The organism is Blastococcus carthaginiensis, assembly GCF_030731085.1.
Lineage (GTDB): Bacteria > Actinomycetota > Actinomycetes > Mycobacteriales > Geodermatophilaceae > Blastococcus > Blastococcus carthaginiensis.
This window is the reverse complement of record NZ_JASNFN010000005.1, coordinates 215,342-229,212: the sequence shown is the minus strand read 5'-3', so window position 1 is coordinate 229,212 and position 13,871 is coordinate 215,342. Positions and strand designations below refer to the sequence as shown.

At 75.0% G+C, this 13,871-nt stretch carries 15 protein-coding genes; 7 read left to right on the top strand and 8 right to left on the bottom strand.

The features are described from left to right. Window positions 1-69: 69 nt before the first annotated feature. The 4 genes from QOZ88_RS08060 to ppgK form a co-directional block, all read right to left on the bottom strand. Window positions 70-2,274, bottom strand: coding sequence for a VanW family protein (locus QOZ88_RS08060; protein WP_305999271.1), 2,205 nt, complete (start codon window positions 2,272-2,274; stop codon window positions 70-72). 142 nt (window positions 2,275-2,416) lie between these two features. Beyond that, window positions 2,417-2,641: a DUF7455 domain-containing protein gene (locus QOZ88_RS08055; RefSeq protein ID WP_091930645.1), complete on the bottom strand. Its 225-nt coding sequence runs from the start codon at window positions 2,639-2,641 to the stop codon at window positions 2,417-2,419. Between the two features lie 397 nt (window positions 2,642-3,038). Beyond that, entirely contained in the window at window positions 3,039-4,370 is a 1,332-nt protein-coding gene (locus QOZ88_RS08050; RefSeq protein WP_305999270.1) for an RNA polymerase sigma factor, read from the bottom strand. A gap of 290 nt (window positions 4,371-4,660) precedes the next feature. Then, the gene (ppgK, locus tag QOZ88_RS08045; protein ID WP_305999269.1) at window positions 4,661-5,404 is read right to left on the bottom strand and encodes a polyphosphate--glucose phosphotransferase; all 744 of its coding nucleotides are present in this window, start codon (window positions 5,402-5,404) and stop codon (window positions 4,661-4,663) included. A gap of 58 nt (window positions 5,405-5,462) precedes the next feature. Between ppgK and QOZ88_RS08040 the strand changes: the two genes are divergently transcribed. Further along, complete coding sequence (locus QOZ88_RS08040; protein WP_305999268.1) at window positions 5,463-6,293, top strand: inositol monophosphatase family protein; 831 nt, start codon at window positions 5,463-5,465, stop codon at window positions 6,291-6,293. A gap of 34 nt (window positions 6,294-6,327) precedes the next feature. Here QOZ88_RS08040 and QOZ88_RS08035 read toward each other — a convergent pair whose 3' ends face one another. Both QOZ88_RS08035 and QOZ88_RS08030 read right to left on the bottom strand, forming a co-directional pair. After that, entirely contained in the window at window positions 6,328-6,864 is a 537-nt protein-coding gene (locus QOZ88_RS08035) for a LytR C-terminal domain-containing protein (RefSeq protein WP_305999267.1), read from the bottom strand. A 116-nt stretch (window positions 6,865-6,980) separates the two neighbouring features. Then, window positions 6,981-8,027, bottom strand: a complete 1,047-nt coding sequence (locus QOZ88_RS08030; RefSeq protein ID WP_305999266.1) for a phosphotransferase family protein — start codon at window positions 8,025-8,027, stop codon at window positions 6,981-6,983. Window positions 8,028-8,314: 287 nt separating this feature from the next. On the opposite strand from QOZ88_RS08030, the gene QOZ88_RS08025 reads away from it, so the two are divergent. The 6 genes from QOZ88_RS08025 (at window position 8,315) to QOZ88_RS08000 (ending at window position 12,348) form a co-directional block, all read left to right on the top strand. Then, window positions 8,315-8,614, top strand: a complete 300-nt coding sequence (locus QOZ88_RS08025) for a DUF4193 domain-containing protein (RefSeq protein WP_091930594.1) — start codon at window positions 8,315-8,317, stop codon at window positions 8,612-8,614. Window positions 8,615-8,772: 158 nt separating this feature from the next. Further along, window positions 8,773-9,642: a hypothetical protein gene (locus tag QOZ88_RS08020; protein WP_305999265.1), complete on the top strand. Its 870-nt coding sequence runs from the start codon at window positions 8,773-8,775 to the stop codon at window positions 9,640-9,642. Between the two features lie 84 nt (window positions 9,643-9,726). Then, window positions 9,727-10,233 (top strand): dUTP diphosphatase, encoded by a 507-nt coding sequence (gene dut, locus QOZ88_RS08015; protein WP_305999264.1) that lies wholly within the window; start codon window positions 9,727-9,729, stop codon window positions 10,231-10,233. A gap of 1 nt (window position 10,234) precedes the next feature. Next, window positions 10,235-11,047 carry a DUF3710 domain-containing protein gene (locus QOZ88_RS08010; RefSeq protein WP_305999263.1) on the top strand — a complete coding sequence of 271 codons (813 nt, stop codon included), beginning with the start codon at window positions 10,235-10,237 and terminating at the stop codon, window positions 11,045-11,047. Between the two features lie 64 nt (window positions 11,048-11,111). Beyond that, window positions 11,112-11,489, top strand: a complete 378-nt coding sequence (locus tag QOZ88_RS08005; RefSeq protein WP_305999262.1) for an OB-fold nucleic acid binding domain-containing protein — start codon at window positions 11,112-11,114, stop codon at window positions 11,487-11,489. 61 nt (window positions 11,490-11,550) lie between these two features. After that, window positions 11,551-12,348 carry a DUF3159 domain-containing protein gene (locus QOZ88_RS08000; protein WP_305999261.1) on the top strand — a complete coding sequence of 266 codons (798 nt, stop codon included), beginning with the start codon at window positions 11,551-11,553 and terminating at the stop codon, window positions 12,346-12,348. Between the two features lie 39 nt (window positions 12,349-12,387). Here the strand turns inward: QOZ88_RS08000 and QOZ88_RS07995 are convergent, their stop codons facing one another. Both QOZ88_RS07995 and QOZ88_RS07990 read right to left on the bottom strand, forming a co-directional pair. Continuing rightward, a complete protein-coding gene (locus QOZ88_RS07995; protein ID WP_091930590.1) occupies window positions 12,388-13,068 on the bottom strand; it encodes a potassium channel family protein in 681 nt (226 codons plus the stop codon). Next, window positions 13,068-13,736 carry a potassium channel family protein gene (locus tag QOZ88_RS07990; RefSeq protein WP_305999260.1) on the bottom strand — a complete coding sequence of 223 codons (669 nt, stop codon included), beginning with the start codon at window positions 13,734-13,736 and terminating at the stop codon, window positions 13,068-13,070. The genes QOZ88_RS07995 and QOZ88_RS07990 overlap by 1 nt, the downstream gene beginning before the upstream one ends. Window positions 13,737-13,871: the final 135 nt, after the last annotated feature.

Here is a 13,871-nt window from a genome sequence, read left to right as displayed (position 1 = left end):
CGCCCGGCCCCGCCCCGCCCGGGGGGGTGCCGGGCCCGCCCCCCCACCGGGTCGGGTCGGAACGCGACGTCAGGCCGCCCGTGTGCGCGCCGGGCGCCGGCCGCCGGGTGCCGGCGCGCCGCCCGGGGCGGTGCCCTCGGGGCCGGGTGCGGGCGGCTCCACCGGCACGCAGTTGATCACCGGCTCGGCGGCGTAGCGGGTGCGGAAGTCCTCGCGCTTGATCTCCGCGCCGGTGTTCAGGTCGCGGAAGACGCGGGTGACGGTGATGTCGAAGCCGGTCGAGCCCGACTGCGGCTCACAGGTGGGGCTGTCCGGCTTGTTCTGCACGACCGGCTCGCGGAAGTTGTAGCGCTCGCTGCTGATCGACTGGATCTCGTAGCGCTTGGTCCCGTAGAAGGTGACCGTGATCGTCCCGGGGGTCCACGCCGTGTCGACGTAGACGCCGGTGTCGCCGTCGTTGCGCCACGTGAGGTCGATCGAGTCGTAGTAGACCGTCGCCTCGCGGCCGGCCGGGTAGCGGCTGATGTAGTAGCTGTGCGGCTTGTGGAAGACGTCCTCGAGGCCGGCGAAGAAGACGGCGTTGAACATCGTGGTGGCGAACTGGCTGATGCCGCCGCCCACGGCGGTGGTGAACTCGCCGTTGTTGATGACGCCGGCCTCCACGTAGCCCTGCGCGAGGCCGCGCGGCCCGGTGAAGCCGTTCAGGCTGAAGGTCTCCCCGGGCATGATGATCGCGCCGTCGACCTCCTCCGCGACCACCCGGATGTTCGTGCCGCTGGCCGGGTTGCCGATGTTCGTGGTGAAGCTGGAGATCTCCTCCCGGATGCCGAGGGCCTCGGCCTCCTGAGTGGTGAACTCCGCCGGCACGGGTCCCAGCTCCGCGGTGACGGTCCGCGGCGCCTCCTCGGTCAGGACCGGCAGCAGCTGCTCGGCCAGCCGGGTCGGCGCGATGCCGGTGCCGTCGACCGACGGGACGACGCTGACCGCGTCACCCGACACCTCGAACGTCGCGTCCTCCGCCGGGGTGCCGAAGACCGAGAGCTCCTCGCCGAGAGCCGTCTGCAGCGCCTCGGGGTCCAGCCCGACGGCGAGCTCGCCGTCGTCCTGGGGCGTGAAGGTGAGGGAGCCGGCGATGGCGGTGACGGGCACCTCGACGGAGGTGGCGCCGTCCTGGCTCACGACCTCCACCGGCGCCGACAGGGCCGGGGTGACGGTCTCCTCGAGGACGCGCCCGGCCTCCTCGGCGTCGACGCGCACGGGGGTCACGTCCACGGGCAGCTCGATCGGCGTGCTCGGGTCGCCCCCGGAGGCCAGCGCGTCGGTGATCGCGTCCGCCGCGCCCTCGCGGTCCAGCGTCCGGCCGTCCACCGGCTCCACGACCGACGGGGTGGTGCCGTCGATGGCGATGGTGGCGTCCTGCGGGGCACGGTCGACCTGCGAGGCGATGCCCTCGATCTGGGCCTGCAGCGCCGTCTCCTCCCCGGTGATGACCGGCTCCACCTCGCGGTCGGAGAAGAGGGTGACCAGACGGGTCCACGGGTTGAGCGGCTGCTCCTCGGCGACGTCCACGGTGCTCGGGACGTCGAGGGTGATGCCGGCCGTGGCGGGGGAGAGGGTGCCCGTCACGTCGGCGGCGGTGACGGTGTGGTCGGCGACCACCCGGGGGGTGAGTCGCTCCTCCAGCCGCTGGGCGGCCGACGCCGGGGTGAGCCCCCCGACGTCGACCCCGGCCACGACCGTGTTGCGCGGCACCTCACCGGAGGCCACCAGCAGGTCGGCGCCGTAGAGCACGGCCAGCGCCGCGAGGACGCCCGCGGGGATCAGCGTCGTGCGGCGACGCCACCAGGGCCCGCGGGGCGCCCCCCGGCGGTCGTCACCGGGTGGCGGCGGGCCGTCGGTGCCCCCGTCGCCGGTGTGCACGGGCACGGTGGCCATGGTCTCGCGGTGCTCCACCGGGGGGATGGCGGCGGTACCGGCGGGGTCGTCGGCCACCGGGCCATCCGCATCCTGCTGGATGCGGCGGGTGCTGTTCGCCTGCTCCGCCGGGCCGGGCTCGGCGGAGGTCGTTTCCGCGGTGGCCGTCTCCGCGGTGGCCGTCTCCGCGGTGGCCGGTGAGGCGGCAGGAGCGCCGCGCTGCCAGTCGCGGCCCACCGGGCGGGTGTCGTCCGGTGCGGCCTCGTACCCCGGCGTCTGGCCGGTCGGCGGCGGTGGTCCGTCCCCGCCGTCGGGACGCATGCGCACTGTCTCGTCGGGTGCGGGGTGGTGCTGGGACATGGGGGTTTCCTCCGGTCGCCGCCGACCGGGGATCCCCGGAGACGACGGAGCCGCCGGCCCGGCGCCCGCACGAGGCGGGACGTCGGACGCGGCGGCGTCGTCAGGTGAGGCGGTCATCGCGGGCGCGACGATAGCGCCTCTCTCACGCAGTTACGCGCTGCTCGCCCTCAGTGTCGATGATGTCGACGGCGATGTCACGCAGCTTGCCCTCGTACTCGCGGGCGTGGTGCCCGCAGAACACGAGGTCGCTGCCGTTGGCGAGCACGACACGGACCTTGGCAAGTGCGCCGCAGCGGTCGCAGTGGAAGGGCACGACCAGGTCGTCGGCGGCGGGGGTCGTCGTCAGCGTCTGGGTCATCTGGGTCATCACTCGCTCTCTACCGCACGGACCCGCGGCTGCGGATCGGCCTCCTGCACAGCGCCAGGATGGCCCCTCGGATTCCCGTTCCCACCCGGTTCATCCCGGACTCGCCGAAAGAGATGAGTCCGTAACACACCGGGCGTGGGCGGAGCGGGTTCAGCAGGGGACGTCACTGGGGTGGAACTGGTGGTGCACGTGCTGGTGATCAACTGCCGGACCGGTGGTTGACCGGCCCGACCGTGGGTCCGCTGCTGTTCTGACGGGTCCCACGCTACGCCGTCTACCCGACAGGTGTCGGCGCACACCGGTGTCACGAGTTCGTGACCCTCTCGGGCGACGGGGGCGACGAGTGAACGCGAGAGGCCCAGAACCTCGACGGTTCTGGGCCTCTCGCGTTCAGTGCTCAGTCGAGGTAGTCGCGCAGGACCTGCGAGCGGCTCGGGTGGCGCAGCTTCGACATGGTCTTGGACTCGATCTGCCGGATCCGCTCGCGGGTGACCCCGTAGACCTGGCCGATCTCGTCGAGCGTGCGCGGCTGGCCGTCGGTGAGCCCGAACCGGAGCCGGACGACGCCGGCCTCCCGCTCCGAGAGCGTCTGCAGCACGCTGGTCAGCTGGTCCTGCATCAGCGTGAAGCTGACCGCGTCGACCGCCACCACGGCTTCGGAGTCCTCGATGAAGTCACCGAGCTGGCTGTCGCCCTCGTCGCCGATGGTCTGGTCGAGGCTGATCGGCTCCCGGGCGTACTGCTGGATCTCCAGCACCTTGTCCGGGGTGATGTCCATCTCCTTGGCGAGCTCCTCCGGGGTGGGCTCGCGGCCCAGGTCCTGGAGCAGCTCGCGCTGGATGCGGCCGAGCTTGTTGATGACCTCGACCATGTGCACCGGGATGCGGATGGTGCGGGCCTGGTCGGCCATGGCGCGGGTGATCGCCTGCCGGATCCACCAGGTGGCGTACGTGGAGAACTTGTAGCCCTTGGTGTAGTCGAACTTCTCGACCGCGCGGATCAGGCCGAGGTTGCCCTCCTGGATCAGGTCCAGGAATGCCATGCCGCGGCCGGTGTAGCGCTTGGCCAGGGAGACCACCAGGCGGAGGTTGGCCTCCAGCAGGTGGTTCTTGGCGCGCTCGCCGTCGCGGACGATCCAGTTGAGGTCGCGGCGCATCTGCGGGGAGAGCTTCTGGCCCTCCTCCTCGGCCTGGCGGAGCCGCTCGGCGCCGTAGAGCCCGGCCTCGATGCGCTTGGCGAGGTCGACCTCCTCCTCGGCGTTGAGGAGGGCGACCTTGCCGATCTGCTTGAGGTAGGCGCGGACGGAGTCGGCGGAGGCGGTGAGCTCGGCGTCCTTGCGGGCCTGGCGCAGCGCCTCGGACTCCTCCTCCTCGTCCCACTCGAAGTCGGTGCCGCCCTCGGCGGTCTCCTCCTCGGCGGCGACCTCGACGCCGTCCTTGCCGGTGACGACCGTCTCGTCGAGCTTCAGCCCCTCGGAGCCGGCGTCGACGACCGCGACCGCACCCTCCTCGGTGGCCACCGCGGTGAGGACGGCGCCCTCGCCGGCGCCCGGCGACGGGGTGATCGCCGGCTTCGTGCGGCCCTTGGCGCCGGCGGCCTTGGCCGGTGCCTTCTTCCGTGCGGCCGCCGGCTCGGTGGCCGGCTTCCTGGCACGGGTACCGGCGGCGGCCGTCCTGGCGCGCGGGGTGCTCGCTGCGGCTGCTTCCGGTGCTGGCTGATCGGCGGGCACTCAGGTTCCTTCCCGTGCTGGGTGCGTTCCCCGGAGGACCGTGTGGTCCACGGGCAGCGGCTCCGGCCTGCGCTCGAACGGGGAGCGGACCCCGCGTGACCGGCACGGCGTTTGGCCGCGTTCGGGTCGGGGGATCCCTCCCGGCTGGAGAGCGGCGGGCTGGGGCTCCACCATTGTAACGACGTCGCCGGGCGAAACCAGCGCCTCGCACCCGGGCCCCTCGCTCCGAGGGGGCGGGCGGACGGCCCCGGGAGGGGAACGGCGACGGCCCTGGCCGGGCTCCTGCAGCGTCAGGCCGGGGTGTGCTCGGCGGCCGCAAGGGCGGCGCCGACGATGCCGGCGTCGTTCTGCAGCTCCGCCGGCACGACCGGGGTGCGCGTCGAGAGCAGCGGCACCCACTTGTGCGCCTTCTTGCTGACGCCGCCGCCCACGATGATCAGGTCCGGCCACACGCTGCCCTCGAGGACGTCGAGGTAGCGGTCGACGCGCAGCGCCCAGTCGGGGTAGCTGAGCTCCTCCCGCTCCCGGGCGGCGGCGGAGGCCCGGCTCTCGCCGTCCTCGCCGTCGACCTGGATGTGGCCGAACTCGGTGTTGGGCACCAACCGGCCGTCGACGAAGAGGGCGCTGCCGATGCCGGTGCCGAACGTGAGCATGAGCACCACGCCGTTGCGGTCGCGGCCGGCGCCGTAGCGCATCTCGGCCAGGCCCGCGGCGTCGGCGTCATTGAGGGTCTCCACCGTGCCGGGGATGCGCTCGGCCACGCCTGCGGCGAGGTCGGTGCCCAGCCAGCTCTCGTCGACGTTGGCCGCCGTGTGGGCGATGCCGGACTTGAGCACCCCGGGGAATGTCACCCCGACGCGCTCGGACCAGCCGAACGAGTCCACGATCCGCGCCACGACGTCGAAGACGGACCCGGGCAGCGAGGGCTGCGGCGTCTCGATGCGCAGCCTCTCCCCGATCAGCCGTCCCGCGTCCAGGTCGACCAGGCACCCCTTGATGCCGCTGCCGCCGATGTCCACCCCGAAGCCCTGCACGCCGACAGGTTAGTGATCGGGGCAACTGCGCCTTCCACCCCTGCGGCAGGATCGGTGCATGACCTCCGTGCGCGCAGCCGTCCCCGACCGCCCGGCACCGGGCGCGCTCCTGGAGCTGGCCGTGGCGGCGGCCCGGGAGGCCGCAGTCCTGGTGGCCCACGGGCGCGAGTCCGCCGGCGACCAGGTGAGCACCAAGTCCAGCCCCGTCGACGTCGTGACGGCGGTGGACGCGGCCAGCGAGGAGCTGCTCGTCCACCGCCTGCTCGACGCCCGGCCGGAGGACGGCGTGCTGGGGGAGGAGGGCGCCGCGCGGAAGGGCACCAGCGGGGTCCGGTGGATCGTCGACCCGATCGACGGCACCGTGAACTTCCTCTACGACATCCCGGCCTACGCCGTCTCGGTGGCCGCGGAGGTCGATGGCGTCGTCCGCGCCGGTGCGGTGCTCAACGTGGCGACCGGCGAGCTGTTCACGGCGACGTCCGGCGGCGGCGCGTGGCTGGAGGCGCCGGGGCGGCCGGTCCGCCGGCTCGCGGTCGGGACGCCGCCGTCGCTGGACCGGGCGATGGTCGCGACCGGCTTCGGGTACGGCGTGGAGCAGCGGAGGGCGCAGGGGGCGGTCGTGGCGGAGCTCGTGACGCGGGTGCGCGACATCCGGCGGTTCGGCAGCGCGGCGCTGGACCTGTGCGCGGTGGCGGCCGGGCGGGTCGACGCGTACTACGAGCTCGACCTCAACCCCTGGGACCACGCTGCCGGCGCCCTGGTGGCCGCCGAGGCCGGAGCGGACGTGACGGGGCTGGACGGTGCGCCGGTGGGGGAGCCGATGGTGATCGCGGTGGCGCCCTCGGTGGCCGGCCCCTTCCGCGCGATGGTGTCCGAGCTGCACCGCTGAGAGGACCTCCCCCTGGGCGGGGGAGGTCCTCCCGTCAGCACTCGGCGGGTGCGTCCTCCGAGGCGGTCAGCGCCGCCTCGACCTCCTCGGGGGGCGCCACGCCGGTGAACTCCGGCCCGATGACGAGGTCGACGACCGCGGTGGCCCGGGTGTCGGGGTAGAAGCTGACGCCAGGGGCGTACACCCCGAGGAAGCGGGCGGCGTCCCGTCCGGGCGAGCCGTGGCGGACCTCGCCGGCGCCTTCGACCTCGCGGGTGGTGGGGTCGTTGGCGACCTCGCTGATCGTGAACCCGCGGGCGGCGAGCTCGTCGGCCACCGTCTGCGCGAGCCCACCCTCGTCCGTGGCGTTGAACACCCGCACCGACACCGCCGCCGGATCGAGCGAGGGCGGCGGCTCCTCGGCGGCGGCGCACTCCTCGGCGGCCTCGGCGCGCCGCTCCTGGTCCTCGCGGAGCACCGTCCACCACACCGCACCGGCGGCCAGGGCGAGGACGAGCAGGAAGACCAGCGGGGGCAGTGGGCGACGCCCACTGCGCGGGCGCACCGGGGGCTGGACGGTGCGCTCGGTCACGGTGGTTCTCCTCGGCGAGGACCGGCAGCCGGGGCCGGACCGGCCGGGACGGACGGGACGGCGCCGCGACTGCAGCGGGCGGCTGTCGGTTGCGAGCTTAGGGGCGGCCGGCGTGGCTAGATCGCACCGTCGTCCAGCGCGGCGCGTCCCCGCTCGACGCAGGGATCGATCCGGTCGGCGTAGCCCGCCGTGTCCTTGCCCGCCATGGCACCGGCGGCCGAGCGGGCGACGATGCCGGCGACGATCGCGGCGAACTTGAAGTAGGCGAAGCCCACGTACCAGGACAGGTCGGAGAGGTCCAGACCGCTGCGCTCGCCGTACCGCGCCGCGACCTCCGCGCGGGTGGGGAAGCCCTCCAGGGCCGTCACAGTGCTCTGCCCGGCGACGCTCCGCTCCCCGGCCTGCGGCCAGTAGACGTGGAGCATCCCCAGGTCGGCCAGGGGGTCGCCCAGGGTGGACATCTCCCAGTCCAGCACCGCCCGGATGCGGCCGGGGACCTCCGGGTCGAGCAGGCAGTTGTCCAGCCGGAAGTCACCGTGGACGATCCCGTGCCGCTGCGTGGTGGGCACGGTCTCCGCCAGCCGGGCGGCGAGGGCGTCCAACCCCGGGCGCTCGCGGTCGCGGGTGGCCTCCCACTGCTGGGTCCAGCGACGCACCTGGCGGGCCATGAAGCCCTCCGGGCGGCCGAAGTCGCCCAGGCCCACCGCGACGGGGTCGACGGAGTGCAGGTCGGCCAGGACGTCGACCAGGCCCTCCCCGATCGCACGCCGCCGGGCCGGCTCGTCGGCGTAGCCCTCCGGGATCCGGTCGATGACGTGCAGGCCGACGACGCGCTCCATCACGTAGAACGGCGCGCCCAGCACGCTCGTGTCGGTGCACAGGTGCAGCGTCCGCGGCACCGGCACCGGCGTGGGGACCAGCGCGGAGATCACCCGGTGCTCGCGGGCCATGTCGTGCGCGGTCGCCAGCACGGCCCCCGTCGGCGGGCGCCGGAGGATCACCGCGTCCTCGGCCGACCCGCCCTCCGGGGTCACCACGTAGGTCAGGTTGGACATGCCGGCGGCGATCAGCTCGACGGTGACCGATCGCCATCGCTCGTGCCCCAGCACGGAGGCCAGGTACGGCCCGACGACGGCTGGATCAGCACCCGGGGAAGTCGCCACCGGCGCAGGGTAACCTCTGGCGCTCCGCGGCCCGCCCGACCGTTCCTGGTCCCCGATGTGTCACCTCGTAGGAGGCGGGCACAAATCGGGGCCGGACGGCGTTGGGGGGCTGCTGGCCTTCCGCGAGGGGGGCCGGCGCACGTGGACGGGCGCCCGGTGCGGGCCGCCCCCACACACCGACCCACCGGTCGCCCACCGGCGAACGGCCAGGACGACGGCGCGCACCCCGCGCCGCGTCAGACGAGCGGGCACGACGCCCGCGGAACCCCGGAGGAGGGGCACACCCCATGGCCACCGACTACGACGCCCCGCGCCGCAACGAGACCGACGAGCTCGGCGAGGACTCGCTCGAGGAGCTCAAGGCGCGACGGGCCGAGGCGCAGTCCTCGTCGGTCGACGTCGACGAGACGGACTTCAACGAGAACCTCGAGCTGCCCGGCGCCGACCTGTCCAACGAGGAGCTGACCGTCCGCGTCCTGCCCAAGCAGGAGGACGAGTTCACCTGCTCGCGCTGCTTCCTGGTGCAGCACCGCAGCCGGCTGGCCTCCACGCGCGGCGACCAGCTGTTCTGCCGCGACTGCGCCTGACAGGACCCCCTTGCCCCCGGCCGCTCGCAGGCTCGCGGCGGGACCCTGCGAGGGGGCCGTTCCAGACGGTCGCCCGCTCGCGGCGGGACCCTGCGAGGGGGCCGTCCGCGCGCCTCGCGAGAGACCGTTCCAGCGCCTCACCGTGAAGGGGACGACGGATGACCGACGGCTCGCGCACCGGGGCACCCCGTGACGTCCCGCCGCCGCGCCCGGTCGCGCAGCAGGACGCCTCCGCGACGGCGGAGGAGAGCCCGCTCGCGCGCGCCGGGCGGGCGATCGCCGACGCCGTCGCCGGGCTGACCGGTGGCAGCGCGGACCGGTCCGCCGGCGGGGGGCTGCGCGACGTCGTCGCCGCCGTCGCCGGCGCGGTGGCCGGCGCGTTCGGCAGCGGCACCCAGCCGTCACCCGGTCCGTCCGGCGCCCGGGTGACCGACAAGGCCGGCGGGGCGCCCGGGGCGCTGCTCGGCGACCTCCTGGCAGCGGCGGCGCCCCGGCTGCCGATCCGTGACCGGGAGAAGCTGCGCGCCGCCCACCCCGGGATGGGCGACGAGGAGATCGCCGAGGTGCTCGTCCAGCGCGCCGCCCGCGCCACCTCGGGCATCGGGGCGGCCACGGGCGGGCTCTCGGCCGCCCACTGGTTCGCGCCGCCGTCGCTGCTCGCCGTCCCCCTGGAGCTGGGGGCCGAGACGGTCCTCGTCGCCGCCGTGGAGGTCGTGCTCATCGGCGAGCTGCACGAGCTGCACGGCCGGCGCGCCCCGGGGGACGCCGCCGCGCGCGCCCAGGCCTACCTGGCCGGGTGGTCGGAGCAGCGCGCCGTGCGGGACGGCGGCGTCGCCGGGCTGGGCGCGGTCCTGGGCGCCGCGGGCGTGCGTGCGCTGCGCCGGCGGCTGACCCGCCGGCTGGCCGGGGCGCTGCCGGCGGCGGCCCCGTTCCTCGTCGGCGCCGCGCTCTCCGGCCGCGGCAACCGCCGCGCGACCGAGGGCCTCGCGCGCCGCATCCTCGACGACCTGCGGGACCCCCCGGCGTGATGGTCCGGGTCCGTCCAGGGTCCCGTGGCGCCGCCCTGAGCCTGCGAAGGGTGGGGAGGGCGGGGTCCTTATAGGGTCGCCGACGTGCCCGATCCCTCCGCCGAGCTGGACGTGCCCGTCCGGCTCACCACGCCCGACGGCGCCGTCCCGCGCTACGCCCTGGCCGGTGACGCGGGCGCCGACCTGACCGCGGCCGAGGACGTCGAGCTGGCCCCCTTCGAGCGCCGGCTGGTGGGTACCGGGGTGGCGGTGGCGATCCCCGAGGGCTACGCCGGTTTCGTGCATCCGCGCTCGGGGCTGGCGCACCGGCTCGGGCTGAGCATGGTGAACGCACCCGGGACCATCGACGCGGGCTACCGCGGGGAGATCATGATCAACCTCATCAACCTGGACCCGGTGGCACCGCTGCGGCTCTCCCGCGGCGACCGCATCGCGCAGCTGGTGGTGCAGCCGGTGGTCCGCGCGCGGTTCGTCCCGGTGCGCGACCTCCCGGCCAGCGCCCGCGGCGAGGGCGGCCACGGCTCGACCGGCGGGCACGGCGCCGCCACGCCCGGGTCCTCCGACGCATCACCACTCGAGGGGCGGAACTGACATGCCGTTCGGACGGCGGCGCAGCCGCATCGACCGCAGCCTGCGCGAGCGGGGCGTGCCCCCGGAGCCGCAGCAGCGGCTCCGGGACGTCGAGGAGACCACCGGGCCCTGGGACGAGGCCGACGCCCCCGAGGACGGGCTGGCGCGCATCGACCTGGGGGCCATCCGGCTGCCGGCGCTCCCCGGGATGGACCTGCGGGTGGAGCTCAACCAGCAGCAGAAGGTGATCGGCGCGACGCTGCGCCACGGCAACTCGCTGCTGCAGGTCGCGGCGTTCGCCGCGCCCCGGGCGGCCGGCATCTGGGACGACGTCCGGGCGGAGCTGGCCCGCAGCGCCTCCGGCCAGGGCGCGTCCCTGCGCGAGGTGGAGGGCACCTTCGGTCTCGAGCTGGCCGGCACCGTCATGGCGGCCGCGGCGCCGCAGCCCGGGCAGCCCACCCCGCCGGCGACGCGGCGGCCGGCCCGCTTCCTCGGCGTCGACGGGCCGCGCTGGTTCCTGCGCGGTCTGCTCAGCGGCTCCGCGGCCGCGGGCGGCGAGGCGGAGGCGGCGGCGCTGGAGGCCGCCTTCCGCGGCATCGTCGTCGTCCGGGGCTCCGAGCCGATGCCGGTGCGCGAGCCGCTCCCGCTCGCCCTCCCGCCGCAGGCCGCGGCGCAGCTGGCGGCGCAGCAGCCCCCTCCGGGCGCCGCCCCGCAGCCCCCTCCGGGCGCGGCCCCGCAGCCCCCTCCGGGCGCCGCCCCGCAGCCCCCTCCGGGCGCGGCCCCGCAGCCCCCTCCGGGCGCCGCCCGGCAGCCGCCGGCCGGCGACCCCGCCTGACGACGCGACGAAGCGAACACCGGTGCGCGTCCGCGTGTGCACGACGGCGAACTACGCTGGTCCCGTGACGGAGACCCGACCGGCGGGCTGGTGGTCGCGCACGGTGCAGCGACTCACCGCCGACGACCACACCATCGACGCCCAGGAGCTGCGGGCGGGGTCGGCCAGCGCCGGCTGCGAACCGGTCAGCGCCTGCCGCAAGGGCGCGGTGGTCACCGTCACCGGCCGGCTGAAGTCGGTCGTCTACACCCCTCGCGAGACGGTGCCCACGCTCGAGGCCGAGCTGTTCGACGGGTCGGGGTCGGTGACCCTGGTCTGGCTGGGGCGGCGGCGCATCGCCGGCATCGAACCGGGCCGCTCGCTGACCGCGCGCGGGCGGTTCGCCGCCTTCGACGGGCGGCAGGTCATCTACAACCCCTGGTACGAGCTGAACGCCGGCTGACCGCCGCACGGTGGCCGGGGACCGCCACGCGCGGGACGGGGAGCGAACGAGGGGGACGAGGGTGACCGCAGCGGGCCGGCCGGACGACGGCGAGGACGGTCCCGAGACCGGCTCCTCCACCTCGGTGTTCGACCGCGAGAAGCTGCTGTCGCAGCTGGGCGGCTGGCGGGGCATGGTCGATGCGACGCTGCCTACCATCGCGTTCATCGTGGCCAACGGCCTGGCCGGGTTGCGCACCGGCATCTGGGCGGCGGTGGCCGCGGCGGTCGTGGTGTTCGCCCTGCGGCTGGCCCGGCGGCAGAGCGTGCAGCAGGCCGTGAGCGGGCTGATCGGGGTCGGCATCGCGGTGGCCATCGCGGCCAACACCGGCGAGGCCCGCGACTTCTTCGTGCTCGGGATCGTGCGCAGCCTCGTCGTCGGGGTGGTGCTCCTGGGCTCCATCCCGTTCCGGTGGCCCCTCGTCGGCGTCGTCGCGGAGTTCCTGGCGCCGAGCCACCTCGGCTCGATGGCCGCGCACTCCATGCCCTGGAACCGCCGGGCGGCGCAGGGCACCGAGCCGGCGGCGAGCACGCCGGTTCGCCCCGATCCGACGGCCGCGCCGCAGCTGCACTGGCGCCGTGAGCCCCGGCTGCTGCGCGCCTACTCGTGGCTCACCGCGCTGTGGGCCGCCTCGTTCCTCCTGCGCGCGGGCGTGCAGTGGGTGCTCTACCGCGCCGACGAGGTGGAGCTGCTGGGCACCGCGTCGGTCGTGCTCGGCCTGCCGCTCACCGCCGTCGTGCTGGTGATCACCCTGTGGGTGGTCGCCCGCCTGCACCGGCACCGCAGCCCCGGCCCGCCGGAGACCGACCGCACCGCCTGAGCCGGCCCCTCCGAGGCAGGGAGCGGACCAGGTCCTCCCTCAGCGGGCGGTGCCGCCCGGGCCCTCCGGGGCGAAGACGTACTGCAGCTCCTCCTCGGTGTCGCCGTGCGACACGAACAGCAGCTCGTCGCCGGACTCCAGCGGCTCGTCGGGCGACGGGGTGATCACCCGGTCGCCGCGGAGGATCGTGGTGAGCACCGTCTCGCGGGGGAGCGGCACCTCGCGCAGCGCGCGCCCGACCCAGGGGGTGTCGTCGCCGAGGGTGATCTCGACCAGGTTGGCCGCGCCCTTGCGGAAGCTCATGAGCCGGACGACGTCGCCGACGGTCACCGCCTCCTCGACCAGGGCGGCCAGCACGCGGGGGGTGGAGACGGCGACGTCGACCCCCCACGCCTCGGTGTAGAGCCATTCGTTGCGCGGGTCCTTGACCCGGGCGACCACGCGGTTGACCGCGAACTCCGTCTTGGCCAGCAGCGACACGACGAGGTTGGCCTTGTCGTCACCGGTCGCGGCCACGACGACGTCGCAGGTGGCCAGCTGCGCCTCCTCCAGGGAGGAGACCTCGCAGGCGTCGGCCTGCACCCATTCCGCGCCCGGCACCGAGCGGGTGCGCACCTTGCGGCCGTCCTTCTCGATGAGCATGACGGTGTGGCCGTTCTCCAGCAGCTCACCGGCGATGGAGCGGCCGACCGCGCCGGCTCCCACGATCGCGACGCGCATCAGTGACCACCCTCCTGGGGGCCGCGCTCGACGACCTCGTGCACGCGCGCCGTCAGCTCGTCGGTGACGGCGACGACGAGCTGGTCGCCGTCCTGGAGGACCGTGGTCGGCGTCGGCAGCTGGGCCTCGCCGAACCGGGTCAGCCAGGCCGCCCGGGCGCCGGTCGCCGCCTCGAGGGCGGCCAGCTTGCGGCCCACCCAGGCGTCGGTGACGGTGACGCGCACGAGCAGCACCTTCCCGGTGGGCTCGCGCCACAGCTCGCTCACCTTGACCGACAGCAGCTCGCGCAGCAGCCGGTTCACCGTCCACGGCACCGTGGCCACGCTGGGGATGCCCATGCGCTCGTAGACCTCGGCCCGCTTGGAGTCGTAGATCCGCGCCACGACGTGCTGGACGCCGAAGGTCTCCCGCGCCACCCGGGCCGAGATGATGTTGGAGTTGTCGCCGCTGCTCACCGCGGCGAAGGCGCCCGCGGAGTCGATGCCGGCGTCGAGCAGGGTCTGCCGGTCGAAGCCCAGGCCCTTGATCTGGCGCCCGGCGAAGTCCGGTCCCAGCCGGCGGAAGGCCTCGGGGTCCTGGTCGATCACGGCCACGCTGTGCCCGATCTGCTCCAGGCGCCGGGCGATGGCGGAGCCCACACGGCCGCAGCCCATCACGACCACGTGCACGCGTCACTCCCGCAGATCCCCGGTGGCGCCGGCGCCGTCCGCCTGCGCATCACCGGCCGCGAAGCTACACCCGCCGGGGATGCGCCAGCGGGCAGGACGCCCGTATCCCCCATCGGGGCCGGGTGGGCCGAGTCA

Coding starts and splice junctions, on each gene's coding strand:
- QOZ88_RS08040 (WP_305999268.1), top strand. CDS start 5,463: ATGACCTCCGTGCGCGCAGCCGTCCCCGACCGCCCGGCACCGGGCGCG.
- QOZ88_RS08055 (WP_091930645.1), bottom strand. CDS start 2,641: ATGACCCAGATGACCCAGACGCTGACGACGACCCCCGCCGCCGACGAC.
- QOZ88_RS08060 (WP_305999271.1), bottom strand. CDS start 2,274: ATGTCCCAGCACCACCCCGCACCCGACGAGACAGTGCGCATGCGTCCC.
- QOZ88_RS08020 (WP_305999265.1), top strand. CDS start 8,773: ATGACCGACGGCTCGCGCACCGGGGCACCCCGTGACGTCCCGCCGCCG.
- QOZ88_RS08025 (WP_091930594.1), top strand. CDS start 8,315: ATGGCCACCGACTACGACGCCCCGCGCCGCAACGAGACCGACGAGCTC.
- QOZ88_RS07995 (WP_091930590.1), bottom strand. CDS start 13,068: ATGCGCGTCGCGATCGTGGGAGCCGGCGCGGTCGGCCGCTCCATCGCC.
- QOZ88_RS08010 (WP_305999263.1), top strand. CDS start 10,235: ATGCCGTTCGGACGGCGGCGCAGCCGCATCGACCGCAGCCTGCGCGAG.